A 20,650-nucleotide genomic window follows, 5' to 3' on the forward strand; every position below is an offset into this window, starting at 1 on the left:
TGGGCATAAATCGTGGTTACGGTCACGGCTGACGATTCTTGCCGATACTGATCTTCGCTGTTTCGGAAAATACCGTCATGAGAAAGAGACTCATGACGGTATTTTTTTGACCTCAAGTTTTTGAGAATGTGCGCCTTGGGTCGCTGCAGCAATATTCCATTTGCCGTAGGGCTTCGGCGCGAAAGCATGTAAGAACTTATTGCCGTGTCGTTGCTCATGGTTGCGCACAGTCTGCTGTCCTGCCTGCTGGTCATCCGTGTTCAACCGGATCGGATAGTGCCCTTTCAATTAAAGGAAGCGCAACCTCAGCGCATTGAAGTTATCGAAGCAGTTCATTGTCATCTGGTGCCTCGGTGAGCATCAATCGCAGCTTTAACACGAGCAACCCCTACAGAAATATTGCTGCTTGGTATGGAAGAATAACCCATGCGAAAGAAGCGACACGGCGCTTCATTCCGCGGGAAGAAGGGCGAGCCGGATTCGATGAGCACCCCTTCTTGCCGCAACTCTCGCACCAGACGATCCGCGTCCAGTCCATCGGGTCCTTCCATCCAGAACGAAGTTCCGCCGAATGATGACGATCCTGCCACGACAAGGCCTTGCTTCTTCAGGTTCTCGGCCATTAACACATGCCGTTTGTGATACTCGGTGCGCATACGATGCAGCACGGCGTCGTAATGGCCAAGGGCAAGGAAGTAGGCAGCAGTACGTTGGAGATGACCCGGAGGATGACGCAGCATCAGCGAGCGGAGCGCTCGCGCCTGACGAATGAAGGGTGCAGGTGCAACGAGGTAGCCAAGACGCAAGCCGGGAAACAGTGATTTAGAGAAACTGCCTATATAGAGCACCCGGCCTGCCGTATCGAAGGATTTGAGTGCCGGGGAAGGTGGTGCAAGAAAGCTGATCTCGAATTCGTAGTCGTCTTCAACGATAACGAAATCCTTTTCGGTAGCAGCGTGAAGTAGCTTCATACGGCGGTCGATCGGCATTGTTGCGCCTGTCGGCGAATGATGACTGGGTGTAACGAAAACAGCGTCTGTTCCAGTTGGCAGACTATCGGGCGGCAGGCCCTCGACATCGACATCAATGGTCGTAACGTTTGCACCGCTTAATAAAAGTGACGCACTGATGTCGGGATGACATGGATTTTCGCAGACTGCAGTGGTGCCGTTTCCAAGGATCAGCCGCGTGACAATCCAAAGTGCATTCTGTGCACCGACGGTCACGAGGATCTCATCCGGGTTGGCATGGATACCGCGTCGGGGCAGGGTGCGTGAGCAGATATAGTTGACAAGCTGCACATCGTCGGCGGCCGCGAAATCGCTTGCCATCGAAATAAAGTCCTCGCGCGCCAACGCGCGCCGATTGCAATCGCGCCAGGCGTTAAGATCGAAGAGTGTCGGATCCATCTGGCCATAAAGAAACGGATATGGATAGCGTCTCCAGTCCAGCGGTTTTTCCACCTGACGTACGACGCTGAAATCCAGTGCAATCTTTCGGGACCAGTCTACTTCCGAAGTTCCAGAGGGTGCTTGATCTGTTGCAAGTGCTCGGCCTGGTGGGTTGCTTGCGATGCGATAAGAGCTGCGGTCAACCGCTTCCATATATCCTTGAGAAACCAGTTCCTGATAGGCAAGTGTGACCGTTATGCGGGAAATGTTCAGATAGACAGCAAGACGACGTGTGGAGGGTAGTTGGGCACCGGGTTGAATGCGGCCCGCGAGTACAGCCGAGACAACTGTTTCCCGCAGCTGGGCCTGAAGACCCAAACCACTTTCGTGGTCAATGAAGAAGATCGTTTCAGAGACATGGGTTTGCACGGGCCATCCTTGGAGCTGTTCCGGTTAAGATTGAATCGTTGGAACCGCTCTATCTGTTTGTCTTACGCATTACCCGGCGCAAAACCATTTCGCGCTTTTGCTGGACATGCATCCATCTGGATCTATTCAACTTCCAAACTGGATATAACGCAAGTGGGGATACACAGCTTATCTCTATAGGCACAAGACCGGCAAAGCCGGCGGGGAACATCAAATGGAGGTGAATATGCTTTACAGGACCATCAGGAGTCTGGCGGCCACGGCGAGTATCGTCGCGGGCGTTTTAGCATCGAGTGCAGCATATGCTGAAACTCGATTGGTTGTCGGCTATCAACAGATTGTAGGCCCATTCGTTGCCGCAATTGCCGACGGTCGCTTCGACGCAGCAGCTAAAGAAGCGGGCTACGCCATAGATTGGCGTCAGTTCAGTTCTGCTGGCGACATTACAACAGCACTTGCATCCGGCGATGTTCCGATCGGTGTGATCGGTTCTACCGGCACAGCATCGGCGGCAACGCGCGGTGTCGAATTGCAGCTTTTCTGGGTTCTGGACAATATCGGGAAATCTGAAGCACTGGTTGCCCGCGATGGGTCAGGTATTGAGTCACCAGCTGATCTCAAAGGGAAAAAAGTGGCAGTGCCATTTGTTTCCACTTCGCATTTCCATCTTCTTGTGGGTTTGAATCAGGTGTGGAAGGTCGATCCGAAAGAAGTCGAAATTCTGAACTTGAAGCCACCACAGATTGTTGCCGCCTGGCAGCGCGGCGATATCGACGCGGCCTATGTCTGGCCACCAGCGCTTTCAGTGATCCAGAAGACGGGTAAAACAATCTCCGACTCCGAAATCATTGGCGCGGCGAGCGTACCTACCTTCGATGGTCTCGTGGTTGATAAGAAATGGGCCGAGCAGAATACCAAGTTCATGGAGGCCTTCACTAAAGTGCTCGCCCAGTCTTATGCCGATTACAATGCCAACAAAGCGGCTTGGACCGCGGACTCTGCACCTGTGCAGAGCATTGTAAAACTCATTGGCGGTGATGGAGCGAGTACTGTTGAGGCACTGGGTCTGCTTTCCTTCCCCAATGCTGATGAACAGGCGTCCGACACCTGGCTTGGTGGCGGAGCAGTGCGTGCGCTGAATGAAAGTGCAAAGTTCCTTGCAGAACAGAAGCAGATAAGCAAAGCGCTCGACGATTATACGCCCTTTGTGAATGCTGATTTTGCTAAAGCGGCCGCTAAATAGCGCTTCCGCTAATCTCGCACCGGCCGCCAGATCGGCCGGTGTCATCTTCATCCGCCTAGAGCAATTCAAGTGAGCATGTATGAATGCTTGCGTTAGGAATTGCGTGAAACTCTATACTGCCCGTGACAGCGGTGCAGGGAGGCATGTCGTATGGAAACACTTAGTGTCAGGAATATCAGTCTGACCTATCCGGGGCTTTACACGGATCAGGCGATTATAGCCCTCAAGGGGGTCGATCTTACGATTAACAGCGGCGACTTTGTCGTGGCGCTTGGAGCATCGGGTTGCGGAAAGACAACGCTTCTCAATCTCATGGCGGGCTTCATGGCGCCTTCCGAAGGGGACATTTCGCTCGGCAACCATCGTGTCAATGGACCGGGGGCTGAACGCGGGGTCGTGTTTCAGAAGCATGCGCTTCTGCCCTGGCTCAATGTTATGGAGAATACGGAATTCGGCCTGAAGCTGCGCGGTGTCGATAAGGCCACGCGTCGGGAAGTGGCCACCAAAAACCTCGCTCTCGTAGGATTGGAGGATTTCCATCGCCATATGATCTATCATCTTTCGGGTGGAATGCAGCAGCGCGTTGGTATCGCAAGGGCGCTTACCTGCGACCCCGCTATGCTATTGATGGATGAGCCGATGGCAGCGCTCGACGCGCTGACGCGCGAAACTATTCAGGAGCTGTTGCTCAAAGTTTGGCAGCTCACCAATAAGATGTTCTTCTTTATCACCCACAGTGTGGAGGAAGCGCTTTTCCTTGGCTCTCGACTGATCGTCATGTCACCGCGCCCGGGCCGTATTACGCACACATATGAACTCGACTTCAATCGTCGGTTTCTGGAGGAAGGCAACGCCCGCGCTATCAAGTCCAGCCCAGATTTTATCCGTATGCGAGAAGAGGTTTTGGGCATCATTTATGGTGACGAGCGAGCGTCCGCTGAACGGGAGGTGGCGCATGCTTGACCGTGTAACGCGCTCCCCAACCACAAAGCCCGTAAAGGCAGGTAAGATTTTCGGCGCGCCCGGTGATGGTGCCAGTGGCTTGATCAGTCTTGCGACCGCCAGCTTCCTTATCGCGCTCTGGTTCCTCGTTACCGAAACTGGCTGGATCAAGCCGCTCTTCCTGCCTTCGCCCGTTGCTGTATGGGAAAAGTTCATTCTGGCGATGACAGAAGGGGTCTCGAACTCGACGCTTTGGCAGCATACGCTGGCGAGTATAGGCCGCGTGTTTGGCGCCTTTGCTTTAGCGCTTGTCCTGGCAGTGCCGATCGGTGTTCTGATGGGCGTCAATCGGGTCGTCCGTGGTCTGTTTGATCCGATAATCGAGTTTTACCGCCCATTGCCGCCGCTTGCATATCTGCCACTTGTCATCATCTGGCTCGGCATTGGAGAGTTTCCCAAGGTATTCCTGATCTTTCTGGCGATCTTCGCCCCCATGGCAATTGCTGCAAGAGCCGGTGTGCGCTCGGTCTCGATAGAGCAGATACATGCGGCTTACGCGATGGGTGCCACCCGTTGGCAGGTCATCAGTCAGGTGATCATGAAAGCGGCTCTGCCGGAAATTTTCACCGGCATGCGCATCGGTATCGGTGTTGGCTGGACCACTCTGGTCGCGGCCGAAATGGTTGCAGCGAACCGCGGTCTTGGCTTCATGGTTCTTAATGCGGCTGAAAATCTCGAAAGCGATACCGTGATCATGGGTATCTTCATTATCGGCATCTTCGCTTTCGCCTTCGACCTTTTGATCCGCTACCTCGAAAAGGTGCTGATCCCCTGGAAGGGGCGTATCTAAGCCCCCCACTTCTTTCGATCTCGGCCATGGTGGCCTTTGCAGGATGGTTTTTACCGTCCCCGGCGGAGCCATGCCTTCTGACATGCCAAAGGACAGAACGATGACACTTACCGCAAACGATCTCAAAGCCTTGTTTGATGCATTCAATCGGCACGACATTGACGGGGTCATGCATTTTTTCGCCGAGGATTGCATCTTCAATGCCGTCGGGGGGCCGGAAATCTACGGTACTCGTTTCACGGGACTTCAAGCGATTTCAGATGCGTTCAGTGGTGTCTGGAAGGCGATGCCGGATGCTGAATGGGGCAATCACAGTCACTTCACTGATGGGGATCGCGGCGTTTCAGAATGGACATTCTCAGGCACTACAGCTGACGGCAGCCGTATTGAGGCGGAGGGCTGCGACCTATTCACATTCCAGGGCGGCAAGATCGTACGAAAGCAGGCCTTTCGCAAGAACCGCCCGGTTCTACAGCCTCGTCAATAATACCGGAACAAAGCCATGCAACAGCACGCCACTTTCATAAAGGCCGAGCGACAGCCCTTCGATCCGGCCTACGATCCTAACCACTCGCCCAGCCCTGGCATTGGTAAAGACTATGCGCCTACCTACTGGATCGGCACCGCAGGGCCGGCACCAGAGGACGATGGTCCAGTCACACACGATCTGGATGTCGATGTTGTTATCATTGGCTCGGGTTATACTGGTCTTTCCTGCGCCATACATCTGGCGCGAGAGCACGGTATCAAGGCCACGGTTCTGGAGGCAAACGGCGTCGCCTGGGGCTGTAGCACTCGCAATGGTGGTCAGGCGCAGATTTCCGCCGGACGTCTGAAGCGCTCGCAATGGATTGCCCGCTGGGGTGTCGATGTTGCGCGCAAGATGCATGCAGAGGTTGCCGAAGGCTTCGATCTCTTCCGGGCATTGATCCGGGAGCCGGAGATTGATTGTGAGCCGCAGGATGGCGGTCATCTTTACATTGCTCATCGTGACAAGATGCTGCCGTCGCTTGAAAGTGAAGTCCACCTGCTGAACAAGACGTTCGGCTATCGGGCTCGCATGGTGTCGCGTAACGAAATCCACAGCGATTTTGTTCGGGACGAAGAAGCACGCGGCGCATTGTATGAGCCAGACGGTATGGGCATCCATGCCGCGAAGCTGGCTTTCGGATATCTTCGCCTCGCACGACGGCTCGGGGCTAAAGTACATACTTCCAGTCCAGTGCTCGATTGCACGACCAAAGGGGGGATGCACTATCTTACAACCCCCGGCGGCACGGTTCGTGCACGCGCTGTTTGTATTGCAACTGCCGGTTATACATCGCCAGGAATGAATGCGCTGACCCGCCATCGGTTGATGCCGATACTGTCAAACTCAATTGTCACCCGCCCCTTGACGGACAGCGAACGGGAACTGCTCAACTTCAAGACACGCATTCCCCTTACGGACACGCGCACGCTACGCCATTACTTTCGGATGCTTCCGGATAACCGGGTGCAGATCGGCAGTCGCAGCGCCATCACAGGGCGCGACGCAACCAATCCGAAGCATCTCGATTTGCTGTTGAATGGCCTCTATCGCAAGTTTCCGACCCTTCGCGGTATCAAGGTCGACTACTCCTGGTGGGGCTGGGTGGATGTCAGCCACGATATGATGCCTCGAATCTTCCAGCCGGACCCTTCGCAGAAGCTGTTTTACGCCATGGGTTATGGTGGCAACGGCGTCATGTATTCAGCTCAGGCTGGCCGTCGAATGGCTCAGCTGGTCGCGGGCAAAGGGAGCAATCTACAGCTTCCGATTTTTACCTCTCCTCTGCCAAGCCATGGTCTGCTGACGCCGTTTCGACGGATAGGGCAATGGGGAATGTACCGCTGGTACGCGCTGCGCGACGAAATCCTCTAATCAATTGAAACCAATCCTTTCAGAAAGGAACTCTCCATGAAAATGACCACCGAGGAAGCCTTCGTCAAAGTTCTTCAGATGCATGGTTTAGAACATGCTTTTGGCATCATCGGCTCGGCTATGATGCCGGTATCAGATCTTTTTCCAAAGGCTGGCATTAAATTCTGGGACTGCGCTCACGAAACCAATGCCGGCATGATGGCAGATGGCTTCAGCCGCGCAACAGGCACGATGTCAATCGCCATTGGCCAGAATGGCCCTGGTGTTACTGGCTTTATTACTGCCATCAAGACGGCTTACTGGAACCATACCCCGCTCTTGATGGTGACACCACAGGCAGCCAACAAGACGATTGGACAGGGCGGTTTCCAGGAAGTTGATCAGATGGCCATGTTCAAAGAGATGGTCTGTTATCAGGAAGAGGTGCGTGATCCCTCGCGTATCCCTGAAGTGCTGAACCGGGTGATTGAAAAGGCCTTGCGGGGTTGCGCCCCGGCACAGATCAATATTCCTCGCGATTACTGGACACAGGTGATCGATGTAGACTTACCGGCAATCGTCCGTTTTGAACGTCCGATCGGTGGTCCGCAGGCCATCGAGGAAGCAGCAAAGCTGTTGTCGGAAGCAAAGTTTCCAGTCATCCTCAACGGTGCTGGTGTTGTTATTGGTGGTGCTATCGGGGAGTCAATGAAACTCGCCGAACAGCTCGACGCACCGGTCTGCTGCGGCTATCAGCACAACGATGCTTTTCCCGGTAGTCATCGTCTTGCGGTCGGACCACTCGGTTACAACGGCTCGAAAGCGGCGATGGAGCTGATCTCAAAGGCTGACGTAGTGTTGGCGCTTGGTACCCGCCTCAATCCCTTCTCGACCTTGCCGGGCTACGGCATAGATTATTGGCCGAAGAACGCTGCGATCATTCAGGTTGATATCAACGCTGATCGTATTGGGCTGACCAAAAAAGTATCGGTTGGCATCTGCGGTGATGCCAAACAGGTCGCGCGGCAGATTCTTGAGCAACTTGCTCCCTCGGCTGGCGATGCGGGCCGTGAAGAACGTAAAGCGACGATCCATCAAACCCGATCTGCGTGGCAGCAACAGCTCTCCTCAATGGACCACGAGGACGATGATGTCGGAACTGAATGGAACGAAGGTGCACGTAAACGCGAACCTGATCGCATGTCACCCCGTCAGGCCTGGCGCGCTATTCAGGCTGCTCTGCCAAAGGATGCAATCATATCGACCGACATTGGCAATAATTGTGCAATCGGCAACGCCTATCCAACTTTCGAAGTTGGCAGAAAGTATCTTGCGCCGGGCATGTTTGGTCCTTGCGGATACGGGTTTCCGTCGATTGTCGGCGCCAAGATCGGTTGCCCGGATGTTCCGGTAGTAGGCTTTGCGGGTGACGGTGCCTTCGGCATTTCGATGAATGAAATGGGCTCAATTGGCCGGGAAGGATGGCCTGCAATTACTATGGTGATCTTCCGCAACTACCAATGGGGTGCGGAAAAGCGCAATACGACACTATGGTATTCGAACAACTTCGTTGGCACCGAACTTAATCCCAATCTCAGCTATGCGAAAATCGCCGAGGGTTGTGGTCTGAAGGGAGTTGCCGTCTATACGACTACGGCACTCACCGAAGCGCTTTCCACTGCGATCTCAGAGCAGGAAAAGGGTGTGACGACGTTCATAGAAGTCATCCTCAATCAGGAGCTCGGTGAACCCTTCCGGCGTGACGCGATGAAAAAGCCCGTGCCGGTTGCTGGAATTGACCGTGCGGACATGCGCGTCCAAAAGCGAGCGTAATCCAGGCTGATTACCAAGCGCCTGCCCGGGCTACCCCGGGCGGGAGCGGCGGGGTGATCAGAATGACCTCGTGACCTTCGCTACCGTGGCATTACCGCATCTTTATCCTTGTCAGCATTCACTATCTGGGGCTCGCCTGATGAAACCGCTTGATCGTATCATCGAAACTGCCAAAGCATCGCCGCGCCGGATAGTGCTTGCCGAGGGAGAGGACCCGCGCATTATTGAGGGGGCGATCCGCGCCACGCGGGAGGGGGTTGCTGAGATCATTCTTGTTGGGAATCGCTCGACTATCGAGGTAAGCCTTGCTGCGGCAGGGGCGATACCCGAAGACTTCCAGATTGAGGACCCTATCTCGTCCGGATTAGCCCCGGGATTAGCTAAGGCCTATCATGTCCTTCGCGCGGGTAAGGGTGTTGATGAAGAAGCAGCCACTTTGGCACTGCGTTCCCCGCTTGTTTTTGCGGCCATGATGGTCCGCGAGGGAGAAGCAGACGGGACTGTGGGCGGAGCGGTGGCGACAACTGCAGACACAGTACGCGCCGCCCTGCAAACCATTGGTCGAGCGCCCGGCACGGGCCTTGTATCGAGCTTCTTCCTGATGATGTTGTGCGCGCCACACCATGCCAAGAAAGGCATCTTCGTCTTTGCCGATTGTGGCCTTGTGGTTGAACCCGATGCGAACAACCTTGCTGATATTGCCGTAAGCTCAGCGCGTTCTTTTGAAGCTCTCGCAGGCACGCCTCCGAAAGTAGCGATGCTCTCGTTTTCAACAGCCGGCAGCGCTGTGCATGAACGGGTATCCAAAGTGGTGGAGGCAACCCGGCTTGCCCATGCTGCGATGCCCGAACTAATCATCGATGGCGAATTGCAGTTCGATAGCGCGTTCGTTGAAGCTATCAGTGACGCCAAAGCACCTCAATCGGTGTTGCACGGCGGGGCCAACGTGTTTGTATTTCCCAATCTCGATGCAGCAAATATTGGCTACAAGATCGCCCAGCGCATCGGCGGCGCCACTGCTATAGGGCCTGTTTTGCAGGGACTTGCCAAACCTGCCAATGACCTTTCCCGTGGATGCAGTGCTGACGATGTATTTCACATGATTGCCATCACCGTGGTTCAGGCTGGTTTTATCAATTAGAAGTTTTTCAAGTTGAGCACCAGCCTTCACCTCTGGCGGAATGTGACGTCGAGAGCCAATCGAGTGCGGTATACGGTCGGATGAATGCATCCATGATCAATCAGATGATGTCACTTCAGCCACATATGTGCCTGAGCCATGTCGACGGATAACGATTCCAGCGAATACCAGCATACCTATTGCCTCACGTAAGGTACCCCTACTCACTTCAAAGGTTTCGCAAAGCTGGATCTCATTTGGAAGTTTTTGTCCGGACTCCCAGTAACCTCTTTGCACAGCTATGCGAATTTTCTCCGCTATTTGAATTGACAGAGGCTGCCGGTTGATTGGGCAAAGCCAAGGGGAAATGTCCGTATCTGAAAATGATGTTACAACAGCCATCATTGCAGATTTTCTGCTGTTGGCTTTTCGTAAACTTCACCACGGGCATATTTGCGAGCAAGGATAGCGCCGACCAATATTTGAATCTGATTATAAAGCATGATGGGCAGCACGATCATGCCAAAGCCCGGGTTGCCGGCAAATAAGACCTGGGCCAATGGCAATCCCGAAGCCAAGCTCTTTTTGGATCCACAAAACACCGCAGCAATTTCATCGCCCCGGGTGAATCCCAGCCGCCGGGAACAGATGATGGTGAATGTGAAGATGAGCAGCAGAAGAACTGTACACAGGATTACCGTTAGCACTAGTGAACGTGCAGGCATGATTTTCCACAGGCCAGCCGTAACTGACTGGGAAAAAGCACCGTAGATTATAACCACAATTACGGATTGATCATATTTCTCAAGCCAGTCTTTACGCCGGGCAATAAAGCGGCCCAACAAAGGATGTATGGCTTGTCCCAGCCCAAACGGAACAAGCAACTGAAGCACGACGTCTTTGATAGTGTGTGTAAGATCGGCTGCTCCCACTGCCGATGATTTAAGAAAGAACGTCATCAGCAATGGCGTCAGCAGGAGTCCGAAAACATTGGAGCCTGCCGAATTACAAACAGCTGCTGGGACACTTCCTTTAGCGATTGCCGTATAAGCGATTGAAGACGAAACGGCCGAAGGCAACACCGCCAGATAGAGGAAGCCGAGTTGAAGGTCTTCGGGAACAAGACTTGTCGGAAGAAAACTTATCGGCTGCACCGCGATCGGAAAGACCACAAATGTTGTGGCGAATATGAATAGGTGCAGCTGCCACTGCTTCAGGCCCGAAAGTACTGCCTGACGCGACAGCGCCGCACCATGAGCAAAGAACAGGAATGAAACGCCGATCAGGCCTAGCCTGTCCACGATTTCAGCGGCATGGCCGGTTGCAGGAAAAAATGTTGCGATAACCACCGCAGTGATCATCAAAAGAAGGAAAGGATCCAGTTTCATAAGGGGTGCCGTTTCGACGTTGGTTGCTCTCTGACTGTCAAACACGTACAAAGCCAATAATTGGTCCGGAAATTGGTCTGCTTTGGTGCTGTTATGAAATCTGAGGAAGCCACCTTATGCCTGCTTGATTATCTGCATGGCGCGCAGCTCAAACAACAGGATCGCCTGAAGCCGGAACGCGAACTTGCGGCCATCATCGGGTGCAGTCGTGAAACATTGCGGCATGCGCTTGATGCGCTCGAACGCGATGGAAAGATATGGCGGCATCAGGGCAAAGGCACTTTTTTCGGGCATCCGGGCGCAGAGGAACCCCGTTCGATGGACCGCATTATCGCGGCAGCATCACCAGAAGAGCTACTAAAAGCCCGTTTGGTGCTGGAACCTGCGCTAGCCGCTCAGGCCGCACTCTCCGCAACGCCCAGTGATATTGAATGGTTGACGAAACTGGCCGCTGCAACCGCCGCCGCAAACGATTGGCAACAATATGAGAAAGCCGACCGCGAGTTTCACATCGCTATCGCCCGCGCAACGCACAATTCCCTTTTGATAGGGCTTTTTCTCACGCTTTCAGCGGTTCGGGGTCGGGCGCGCTGGCAAAGACAACATGTCGATGTTTTTCGGAAAGGCAATAAAACCCGCTATGCGGTGACGCAGGGGAAAATGCACAGCGATATAGTGATGAATATTGAACGACGAGACGGAGAAGCCGCTCGTCTGGCAATGAAAAAACATCTGAAATCAATCTATGACTTGCTGGAATGACGCCCAACGGGCTGCATCACGTTGATCGTGCACCCTCCAGAAGGCTAGTCAATATCCAGACACGCACTGACAAAATCAAAGCCTGTGGCGACTATACAGATGAATTCTATCATGCCGGGTGCAGACATTCCGCGCGCTGCTATAAATGGCCAACCGCGAGGTCAAAGTTTGATACCCGTCACACGCGGGTCATTCCTGATCGGGGTAATCTCCCGTGCTTTGCTAAGAAGTCGAGCAACGCGCGGACCCGCGAAGGGAGCCATCCGCCCTGGCCGACATAGACCGCATGAAACACTTCCGTCTCGCCCGTATCCAGATGACAAAGCACCGGTATCAAACGTCCGGCAGCTATATCCTTTTGTACGGTGAAAGCAGCCATGCGGGCCATTCCAACACCAGCCAGAGCGAGACGACGCAGGCCTTCGCCGTCGCTCGTCTGCACACGGCCTGTATTGGGAACCATGATGGTTTCGCCTTTCTCACGGAGCGGCCAGCCATCTGTCGCTCTTGTGTAGCCAAAGCCGAGGCGATTGTGCCCTTCCAGATCGGCTATAGTGCGCGGTTCACCATATTTTTCCAGATAGGACGGCGCGGCGACGATGGTCAGTGCTGTTTCGCCCAGTTTGCGAGCGACTAGGCTTGAGTTCTTGAGCGGCCCTGCGCGGACTGCAACGTCAGTGCGCTCGGCCAGAAGATCGACCACGTCATCCGTTTGCACGATGTCGAGTGTGACGCCCGGATGGAGCGCCAGAAACTCCGGCAGCACCGGCGCGAGGATATGAGTGGCATAGGAGGCGCTCGTATTAATGCGCACACGGCCGACCGGCTGTTCGCCTATGCTTGCCGCACGCTCGGCGTCTTCCAGATCAGCGAGGATGCGGGACGCCCGTTCGTAGAAAGCGCAGCCTTCCGGCGTGATCTGAAGTTGCCGTGTCGAGCGATTGAGAAGCCGCGACCCTAACCGTGCTTCCAGACGTGAAATGAGCTTGCTGACTGCCGAAGGCGTCAGGCCGACGGCACGCGCTGCATGTGAGAAGCCACCGAGTTCGACCACACGCACGAACACTTCCATCTCACCGGATCGATTGATCTCTAGTCTCGTCATGATGAATTCAATTCACAACTGATGTTCTTATGAGCATTCTATTTCATCTGTTTTCCAACGTCTATCTTCGGGGAGAAGAAAGAACTTTGGGATTAAGATCATGCGTCCAGTGCTCTGCGACCGGACGACCAGTGCCGTTGACATTACCGAATTGTCTCGCGGCACACCTCATATTGAGGGTCTCAATCCGGCATTTTATTCATAGGGCCATCTCCATCTTGGAGATGAGGGCAATCGGACAATGGCCAATGCCATCGATCTCAATGCGCTTCCTGGTCGCCGATCCATCCTCAGACAACACAAGGAATATTCTCATGGAAATTCGCTATCTCGGCAAATCCGGCCTCAAAGTTCCGGTCCTCAGTTTTGGCGCGGGCACCTTCGGTGGTTCCGGCCCATTGTTCAGCAACTGGGGCAGTTCGGATGCTACAGAGGCGCGTCGCCTCGTCGACATATGTCTGGAAGCTGGCGTCAATCTGTTTGACACGGCGGGTGTCTATTCCGATGGCGCGTCGGAAGAGGTGCTGGGCGAAGCCATCAAGGGACGGCGCGATAGGGTGCTGATCTCGACCAAGGCCAGCCTGCCTGTGGGAGAGGGGCCGAATGATGCCGGTTCATCCCGTTTCCGGCTAATTCGAGCAGTTGACGACGCGCTGCGCCGGCTTCAGACCGATTATATCGACATGTTTCAGCTTCACGCGTTCGATGCTTTCACGCCCGTCGAGGAGGTGCTGTCGACCCTCGATGCGCTCGTGCGAGCGGGCAAAATCCGCTATGTTGGCGTCTCAAATTTCTCAGGCTGGCAGGTGATGAAATCCCTGGCCGTGGCTGATCGATATGGCTGGCCGCGCTACGTCGTTAATCAGGTGTATTATTCACTGGTCGGGCGTGATTACGAGTGGGATCTGATGCCGCTCGGAGCTGATCAAGGTCTTGGCGCGATGATATGGAGCCCACTCGGCTGGGGGCGGCTGACGGGCAGGATCCGTAGAGGCACGACGCTCCCGGAAGGTAGCCGCCTGCACAAGACTGCGGACTTTGGCCCTTCGGTGGAGGATGAACATCTCTATCGTGTGGTTGATGCGCTTGACGCGATAGCCGAGGAAACCGGTAAAACTGTTCCTCAAATTGCGTTGAACTGGCTATTGCAGCGGCCTACGGTTTCCTCAGTTATTATAGGTGCACGTAACGAGGAACAGCTTCGCCAGAATTTAGGCGCCGTCGGGTGGAACCTCACACCGGAGCATATTGCGAGACTGGATGTGGCTAGTGCTGTTGTTGCGCCTTATCCCCACGCTCCTTATCGTCGGCAGGAAGGCTTCGCACGGTTGAATCCCCCAATCGCGGGTTGAATGCAGGCGGCGCGATCAGTTGGTATCGTCATTTTGATTCAGGTGAAATCGGGATCGGGCCGAAAATGAATGAGCGCGAGCGTTACAAGTGCAACCAGCGGCGGCAAGATGAAGAGCTGAAGTCCGAACGCCATGTATAGCAAGGCCGACATCAGGCATCCAAGAATAAAGGCACCAACACTGGGCGCCATCTTCGTCAAGCGGCCGTAAATCTCGGCACGTTTTTCGGGAGCCGCGCCAGAGAGAAGATCGGCGACGTCGAGCATGATCTGTGTCGACGTGCCGGTCATCAAGGTCGTTGGTGGGGCTTTGGCGAGATGGACCCGGTGAATAGCGTTCTGTATCGCCATGGCCGCAACGAGCGTCATGCCAGCCACAATCGCTCTCCAGCTATCTGCATCTGCAAACGGACCCCAAACAATCATAAGTGAGGCGCCTAAGATAAGCACTACGACTTTGACGCCAACCATGGTTTTCAGAATAGGTAGCCCGAGGCGCGGCAATCGCAAGGATACAATGCGTGTGATGATTACGACCACACAGAAGACCGGTAACGCCAGCAGTTTGGCGAACGCGCCTGATGTGCCATGGGCTAGCGCAGCCCCGAAGGTCACGAAATTGCCGGTAACGTGAGCTGTAAAAAGCCCCTGCAGAGCCAGGAAGCCAGCCGTATCGACATAGCCGGCATTGAAGCTCAGAAGCGATGGAACCGTTCGTTTCACCTCATATCCCTTTCCATTCTCATTGTTAAAGGACCTCACGCCGATGCATTTTCAGGTTCAGCCAGTAGTGTCATTGGTGATCGGCGCGCCGCTGTCGTCGTAGCTTACGATCTGACTTATTCCATCGGCTGTGACCGTTGCGCCGATCCTTCGCTGTCCGTTGGCGTCGTTCAATACTAAGCCTGACGTGCTGCCATTGTTCAGGAAAAGATAGGCGGATGCAGCATCCGCTCCGTCAAGCTTCACATGTGCGCCTTTCCCATCAATCTCGAACCTGGCCGTTGGTCCAGTCGGGTCAGGATTGGCGAGTACAACGCTCGGAAGACCTTGGGAATCGAGTTGCAGGCGCATGCCGACATCGCCTTGCGTGTTCATAAATGCCACCGTCGGCAAGCCATCCTTTACGGACAGCAGGAGGCGCGGATGCCCATCGGCATCGACAATCCGCAACTCTGTTGTTGTGATGGGTTCGGAAGGTTGCATCTTCTGTAACTCACATGAGACGATGAAAATACGAGCGATCAGTATGCTTGACTAAAGTGCTCAGACCACGGTGTCGGGAAGCGGAATGAACTCCTTTTCATCGCCGGGAGGGAGATGGAATCGACCGTGTTCCCAGTCACCTTGTCTCCAGGCTTCTTTGGCGGCTTCAATTTTTTCGGGTGAGGAGGCAACGAAATTCCATGAGATATATCGTGGCCCGTTCAAGGTTTCCCCTCCCAGCGCCATGAGACGTGCACCCGTTTCGCCCGCAACAAGCGTGATGCGATCTCCGGGTCGGAAGACCATCATACGTCCGGCTTCGAAAATCTCTCCTGCGATAGAGATGCTGCCTTCAACGACATAAACGCCGCGATCTTCGTGGTTGTCCGGCAATGGCAGCTTCGCGCCGGCTGTCAAAACAACATCGGCGTAAAACATGTCGGTAAAGGTTTTGACCGGGGCTCGTTCTCCCCACGCATTGCCAAGAATGAGCCGTACCTGCGAACCCCCATCTTCAAAGAATGGCAGCGCTTCCTTCCCGTGGTGTTCGAAGACCGCGTCCTGTTCTTCGTTCTTTTCGGGCAGAGCCACCCAGGTCTGGACCCCGAACAGCGAACCGGGAGTTTGGCGCATGGCCTCGCTTGTACGCTCCGAATGAGTAACCCCGCCGCCGGCAATCATCCAGTTTACTTCGCCGGGATACACCATCTGATCTGCGCCGGTGCTGTCGCGATGGTGGAACTCCCCCTTATAAAGATAAGTTACGGTCGCCAAGCCAATATGAGGGTGTGGGCGAACGTCGATGCCGCCGCCGCTCAGGAATTCGGCTGGTCCCATCTGATCGAAGAAGATAAACGGGCCAACCATTTGGCGTGCTGGCGCAGGCAGTGCACGACGCACTTCAAAGCCGCCGAGATCCCGTGTCCTTGGAATGATAAGCGTTTCAATGGCGTCCAGACTGCCATGATCTTCAGGGCAGTCAGGCGATTGTGTTGGGTTCCAGCTCATGATTTTTGTCCTCGATCAATTTCGGGATTTCAATGTCTGATCGCGTGTCATGCTCGTAATTATTCTTTGCGTGCCATCGCATCGACGCTGACCGGTCCAGCGCCTGCGGACGACAAGTAAAGAAATATGAAGCAGAACAGGATCGCGGCTACACCGCCATTTTGCGTTGGATATAAGCCTTGCGGGGCGTGGCGCAGGAAATAGGCGAAAGCCATCAGACCCGACAGAATGAAGGCGGATATCCGTGTCTGAAAGCCGATCAGAACAGTAAAGCCAAGAATAAGCTCGAACACTCCTGCGATCCAGGGAAGCGATCCCACGGGCGGCCCGTCGCTTGCAGGGAAACCCAGTATCTTCTGGGTCCCGTAGCTAAAGAGAACCAGCGCCGAAACAGCTCTCAGCAAGCTGAGAAGATAGGGCTGATACGAGAGGAGAGAAAAGTTCATCGGACACCTTTCTGAGACGGAACTGGCTTCAGGAAATGCCTGACTACAGGTCCCTCATCTCCGACATGGAATGCGTGCAGCGTTTTCTGATCGATCTGGTCGGTATGCGTTACTCGCTTATGCTGACGCTGATGCTCCAGCCAGCTTTCGACGATAAACGCCTCGACGACTTTGCCCGGATCAGCGACATCTTCCCAGACGTCCCAACGGATCGCGCCATCGCGTTGCCTGACCGAGCTGAAGTGGCGCAGAGCGGCAATGAAATCAGCCTGACGGACGGGGTCGACGCGATATTCAATCTCGATCAGCACCGGACCCTGATCGCCTTTGGGTGGGGTAGCGAGAACCGGCTCGGTCCAATGGTTTGAGGGGGCAAGGTCAACAGCCGTATCCTTCGGCAATTGCCAGATTCGGGCGAGTAAAACTGTCGATGCCAGTCCGACGGCAGCTATGGACAATGCTGTGGCAACGTTGGCATTCGTGGCCAGAGTGCCCCACAGAATACTGCCTCCGGTCATAGCACCTTGGAAAACAAGCAAATAGACAGCGAGTGCACGTGCCTTGACCCAACCAGGTGCGGCCATCTGCGCGGCAACGTTCAGCGAGGTCAGCATTCCGATCCAGGCGAGACCTGCAACAAACATCACTGCCCCGGCAAACCAGGCATTGGGTACAAGCGCCAGCATCAGCGTGGCGAGAGCGAACAGGCATGTCGCCCAGATTGAGATTGTATTGGCGTCAATTGTTTTGCGCAGTCGCTTCAACAATACGGCACCGAGAACTGCGCCAACGCCCATCGCTCCGAGAAGCGCGCCGTAGCCAGCTGCATCCAGCCCCAGGCCACGTCGTCCAACCAGAGGCAGCATGGCCCAAAGCGCGCTGCCGAACAGAAAGAAGCTGAAGGCCCGGATCAGGACCAGCCGCATGGCAGGAGAGTGCCTGGCATAGCGGTATCCAGCTTTCAACGCGCCGAAAAAATGCTCAGGTGGCAGGCTGTTGACGTTGGGCTGGCGTTTCCAGACGAACAATACAGCGAGAACCGCAATGACAGACACTGCGTTCAATGCGTAAACGGCCGGCGTTCCGGCAATCGCGACGATCACCCCGCCGAGAGCCGGGCCGATTGCACGCGAAATATTGATGCCGAGGCTGTTCAATGCAATCGCATCAGGCAGAGCAGGACTATCCACCAGCTCCGGTACGATAGCTTGGAAAACGGGGGCACTCAGTGCAGCCGAGATACCCAGCACGAATGTTCCGGCAAGCAGAACCCAGGGTGTCGTCAAATCACTGAAGGTCAGTAAGGCAAGGGTGGCTGCAGCCGCCAAACCGAGAAGCTGCGAGGCCAGCAACATACGCCGACGATCGACAATATCTGCCAATGCTCCCGCGGGCAGCGCCAGAAGAAACATGGGAAGCGTCGTTGCCGCTTGAACCAGGGCAACAAGCAGCGGGCTCGGAGACAACGAAGTCATCAGCCATGCAGAGCCGACGTCGTTCATCCACGTGCCGATATTGGAGATGATGGTGGCAATCCACAGGGCCCGGAAAACCGGGTAGGTCAATGGGCTTTTTGTTGGCTGCGTTGCTGTCTCAGATGTCGTCATTTTGGCTCCTTACCAATGGAACATACGGTCCGGCTTTTGGTGCTGAACCTTGGAGCGGGTGCGATCGTCTCGCACCCGCTCAATATTAAGAAGGGTGGGCGTCAACTCAGACTGCCCAACAACCGCAACCCAATGCACCCCAGAACGTTCTGGCGTCGGATGCGGGAACATCTGCTCCCAGAGAAGCCGCATGATCATGGCCATGCACCGAGCAATTATTGGTGCAGCCGCAATTTATTGACAGCTTCTGGCGCGCTTCCTTTGTCTTGTAGTAACCGCCGAAGGTGGCAACAGGTGACCAGTTGGGCATCGGCGCGGGCAGTTCAGGTGCAAGCGGGGTGTACTCGCCATCGCCATGCACAATCCTACCACCGAGTACCGTCAGGACCGAGCGCAGATGCACGATATCGCTTTGCGGAACAGAGAAATAGTCGTCTGAAAGGACGGCAAGGTCGGCTAGCTGCCCCACCTTGATCTGTCCCTTTTTGCCTTGCTCGTTGGAGAACCACGTATTGGCCTCTGTCCACAGACGCAGCGCCGTTTCACGGTCGAGACGATTGGCTGCCGGATAAAGCGTAAGGCCGCCCACGGTCTTCGACGTTACCAGCCATGAAAGCGAAACCCATGGATTATAGCTGGCTACGCGTGTTGCATCCGTGCCGCCGCCGACAGGAATACCGGCAGCGAGCATTTTCTGGATTGGCGGTGTGCGTTCCGCAGCCTTAGCACCGTAGCGTTCGACAAAATATTCGCCCTGAAAGGCCATGCGATGCTGAACGGCGATACCGCCGCCAAGTGCTGCTATACGATCGATATTGCGGTCGCTGATCGTTTCTGCATGATCGAAAAACCAGTTGATGCCGGATATCGGCACGTCACGGTTGACCTTCTCAAAAACATCAAGGGCACGGCTGATCGTCTGGTCATAAGTGGCATGCAGACGCCATGGCCATTTGTTTTCGGCCAGCAAACGGACAACCGGCTCGAGATCCGTTTCCATATTGGCTGGCATTTCCGGGCGCTCGACACGGAAGTCCTCGAAGTCGGCGGCGGAATAAACAAGCATTTCGCCAGCACCATTATGACGATATTTATCGTCGCCCTGCCCGGGTGAAACTTGTTTCACCCAAGAGGAGAAATCTGCAAGCTCTTCTTTTGGCTTCTGCGTGAAGAGGTTGTAGCTGATGCGGACAGTAAGCTGATCTTCGGCATGCAGTTTTTCGACGATTTCGTAATCGTCGGGATAGTTCTGGAAGCCACCGCCTGCGTCGATCACGCTTGTGACGCCGAGCGCATTGATTTCTCGCATGAAATGACGCGTGGAATTGACCTGATATTCAGGTGGCAGTTTCGGTCCCTGAGCCAAGGTCGAGTAAAGGATTGTGGCATTGGGCTGGGCGAGCAGAAGACCGGTCGGGTTGCCTGCTGCATCGTGCACGATCTCACCTCCGGGAGGGTTCGGCGTATCTTTCGTATAGCCTACCACACGCAGTGCCGCGGCGTTGAGAAGTGCGCGGTCATACAGATGCAGGATGAAGACAGGCGTATCTGGTGCGATTGCGTTCAGCTCTTCAAGCGTAGGCAAACGCTTTTCGGCAAATTGATGCTCGGTGAAGCCACCAACGACACGCACCCATTGCGGGGCTGGCGTGCGATCCACTTGCTGCTTGAGCATTGTGAGTGCATCGGCAAGGCTGGGAACACCATCCCAGCGCAGTTCCATATTGTAGTTCAGGCCACCGCGAATGACATGTGTATGGCTGTCGATCAGGCCGGGGATGATACGCCGACCTTTGACGTCAACAATCGTTGCGTCGGGGGCTGCAGCGCGAACCTCGGCTTCGGTTCCCACTGTGAGAAACTTGCCGTCCCGAATAGCCACCGCTTCGGCGGAAGGGTTCTGGCGGTCCAGTGTCGTTACTTTTGCGTTGACAATGATAAGGTCTTTTTCCCGCATGGTAGCCTCCTGCGCAAAGCTGCGTGTTGAAGACAGAAGCGTTGAAGCCGCTAAACCGGCAAGCGCCTGACGACGGTTTGGACGGAACATCCCGAACTCCTCTCTATTGTTTCAGACCAACACTGCTGGT

General features: G+C 54.9%; 19 protein-coding genes and 1 pseudogene. 10 read left to right on the top strand and 10 right to left on the bottom strand.

The features are described from left to right. Window positions 1-338 precede the first annotated feature (338 nt). On the bottom strand, window positions 339-1,820 hold the full coding sequence (gene pdxR, locus CEV32_RS01530; protein ID WP_094573670.1) for a MocR-like pyridoxine biosynthesis transcription factor PdxR: 1,482 nt from the start codon (window positions 1,818-1,820) through the stop codon (window positions 339-341). A gap of 226 nt (window positions 1,821-2,046) precedes the next feature. Here pdxR and tauA point away from each other — a divergent pair, with 226 nt between their 5' ends. From tauA to pta, 7 genes are all read left to right on the top strand, one after another. Further along, the gene (tauA, locus tag CEV32_RS01535; RefSeq protein WP_094573719.1) at window positions 2,047-3,063 is read left to right on the top strand and encodes a taurine ABC transporter substrate-binding protein; all 1,017 of its coding nucleotides are present in this window, start codon (window positions 2,047-2,049) and stop codon (window positions 3,061-3,063) included. 150 nt (window positions 3,064-3,213) lie between these two features. After that, on the top strand, window positions 3,214-4,026 hold the full coding sequence (locus tag CEV32_RS01540) for a taurine ABC transporter ATP-binding protein (protein ID WP_094573671.1): 813 nt from the start codon (window positions 3,214-3,216) through the stop codon (window positions 4,024-4,026). Beyond that, window positions 4,019-4,855: an ABC transporter permease subunit gene (locus CEV32_RS01545; RefSeq protein ID WP_094573672.1), complete on the top strand. Its 837-nt coding sequence runs from the start codon at window positions 4,019-4,021 to the stop codon at window positions 4,853-4,855. Before CEV32_RS01540 ends, CEV32_RS01545 begins: the two co-directional genes overlap by 8 nt. A gap of 100 nt (window positions 4,856-4,955) precedes the next feature. Then, window positions 4,956-5,342, top strand: coding sequence for a nuclear transport factor 2 family protein (locus tag CEV32_RS01550; protein WP_094573720.1), 387 nt, complete (start codon window positions 4,956-4,958; stop codon window positions 5,340-5,342). Window positions 5,343-5,357: 15 nt separating this feature from the next. Next, window positions 5,358-6,758 carry an NAD(P)/FAD-dependent oxidoreductase gene (locus CEV32_RS01555; RefSeq protein ID WP_094573673.1) on the top strand — a complete coding sequence of 467 codons (1,401 nt, stop codon included), beginning with the start codon at window positions 5,358-5,360 and terminating at the stop codon, window positions 6,756-6,758. A 36-nt stretch (window positions 6,759-6,794) separates the two neighbouring features. After that, the gene (gene xsc, locus CEV32_RS01560) at window positions 6,795-8,570 is read left to right on the top strand and encodes a sulfoacetaldehyde acetyltransferase (protein ID WP_094573674.1); all 1,776 of its coding nucleotides are present in this window, start codon (window positions 6,795-6,797) and stop codon (window positions 8,568-8,570) included. 139 nt (window positions 8,571-8,709) lie between these two features. Next, window positions 8,710-9,711 (top strand): phosphate acetyltransferase, encoded by a 1,002-nt coding sequence (gene pta, locus CEV32_RS01565; RefSeq protein WP_094573675.1) that lies wholly within the window; start codon window positions 8,710-8,712, stop codon window positions 9,709-9,711. 96 nt (window positions 9,712-9,807) lie between these two features. Here pta and CEV32_RS01570 read toward each other — a convergent pair whose 3' ends face one another. Together CEV32_RS01570 and CEV32_RS01575 are read right to left on the bottom strand one after the other, a co-directional pair. Next, on the bottom strand, window positions 9,808-10,095 hold the full coding sequence (locus CEV32_RS01570; protein WP_094573676.1) for a FadR/GntR family transcriptional regulator: 288 nt from the start codon (window positions 10,093-10,095) through the stop codon (window positions 9,808-9,810). Then, complete coding sequence (locus tag CEV32_RS01575) at window positions 10,092-11,078, bottom strand: bile acid:sodium symporter family protein (RefSeq protein ID WP_094573677.1); 987 nt, start codon at window positions 11,076-11,078, stop codon at window positions 10,092-10,094. The genes CEV32_RS01570 and CEV32_RS01575 overlap by 4 nt, the downstream gene beginning before the upstream one ends. Before the next feature lie 93 nt (window positions 11,079-11,171). Between CEV32_RS01575 and CEV32_RS24050 the strand changes: the two are divergent. Together CEV32_RS24050 and CEV32_RS01580 are read left to right on the top strand one after the other, a co-directional pair. After that, window positions 11,172-11,303: pseudogene (locus CEV32_RS24050) on the top strand (hypothetical protein); the annotation flags it as partial. Window positions 11,304-11,396: 93 nt separating this feature from the next. Then, window positions 11,397-11,840 carry a FadR/GntR family transcriptional regulator gene (locus CEV32_RS01580; protein WP_235818683.1) on the top strand — a complete coding sequence of 148 codons (444 nt, stop codon included), beginning with the start codon at window positions 11,397-11,399 and terminating at the stop codon, window positions 11,838-11,840. 178 nt (window positions 11,841-12,018) lie between these two features. Here CEV32_RS01580 and CEV32_RS01585 read toward each other — a convergent pair whose 3' ends face one another. Next, window positions 12,019-12,945 carry a LysR family transcriptional regulator gene (locus CEV32_RS01585; protein WP_094573679.1) on the bottom strand — a complete coding sequence of 309 codons (927 nt, stop codon included), beginning with the start codon at window positions 12,943-12,945 and terminating at the stop codon, window positions 12,019-12,021. Between the two features lie 314 nt (window positions 12,946-13,259). Between CEV32_RS01585 and CEV32_RS01590 the strand changes: the two genes are divergently transcribed. After that, complete coding sequence (locus CEV32_RS01590) at window positions 13,260-14,297, top strand: aldo/keto reductase (RefSeq protein ID WP_094573680.1); 1,038 nt, start codon at window positions 13,260-13,262, stop codon at window positions 14,295-14,297. A 38-nt stretch (window positions 14,298-14,335) separates the two neighbouring features. On the opposite strand, the gene CEV32_RS01595 is transcribed toward CEV32_RS01590, so the two are convergent. The 6 genes from CEV32_RS01595 to CEV32_RS01620 all read right to left on the bottom strand — a co-directional run bounded on the left by CEV32_RS01595 (window position 14,336) and on the right by CEV32_RS01620 (window position 20,610). Further along, window positions 14,336-15,019 carry a YoaK family protein gene (locus tag CEV32_RS01595; RefSeq protein WP_094573681.1) on the bottom strand — a complete coding sequence of 228 codons (684 nt, stop codon included), beginning with the start codon at window positions 15,017-15,019 and terminating at the stop codon, window positions 14,336-14,338. A 57-nt stretch (window positions 15,020-15,076) separates the two neighbouring features. Beyond that, window positions 15,077-15,502 (bottom strand): hypothetical protein, encoded by a 426-nt coding sequence (locus CEV32_RS01600; RefSeq protein ID WP_094573682.1) that lies wholly within the window; start codon window positions 15,500-15,502, stop codon window positions 15,077-15,079. A gap of 60 nt (window positions 15,503-15,562) precedes the next feature. Further along, entirely contained in the window at window positions 15,563-16,510 is a 948-nt protein-coding gene (locus CEV32_RS01605) for a pirin family protein (protein WP_094573683.1), read from the bottom strand. Between the two features lie 59 nt (window positions 16,511-16,569). Then, a complete protein-coding gene (locus CEV32_RS01610; protein WP_094573684.1) occupies window positions 16,570-16,956 on the bottom strand; it encodes a DoxX family protein in 387 nt (128 codons plus the stop codon). Then, window positions 16,953-18,563, bottom strand: coding sequence for an MFS transporter (locus CEV32_RS01615; RefSeq protein ID WP_094573685.1), 1,611 nt, complete (start codon window positions 18,561-18,563; stop codon window positions 16,953-16,955). Before CEV32_RS01615 ends, CEV32_RS01610 begins: the two co-directional genes overlap by 4 nt. Before the next feature lie 106 nt (window positions 18,564-18,669). Then, window positions 18,670-20,610 carry an amidohydrolase gene (locus tag CEV32_RS01620; RefSeq protein ID WP_094573686.1) on the bottom strand — a complete coding sequence of 647 codons (1,941 nt, stop codon included), beginning with the start codon at window positions 20,608-20,610 and terminating at the stop codon, window positions 18,670-18,672. Between the last annotated feature and the right edge of the window lie 40 nt (window positions 20,611-20,650).

This window comes from Brucella rhizosphaerae, from assembly GCF_002252475.1.
In the GTDB taxonomy this organism is placed as follows: domain Bacteria; phylum Pseudomonadota; class Alphaproteobacteria; order Rhizobiales; family Rhizobiaceae; genus Brucella; species Brucella rhizosphaerae.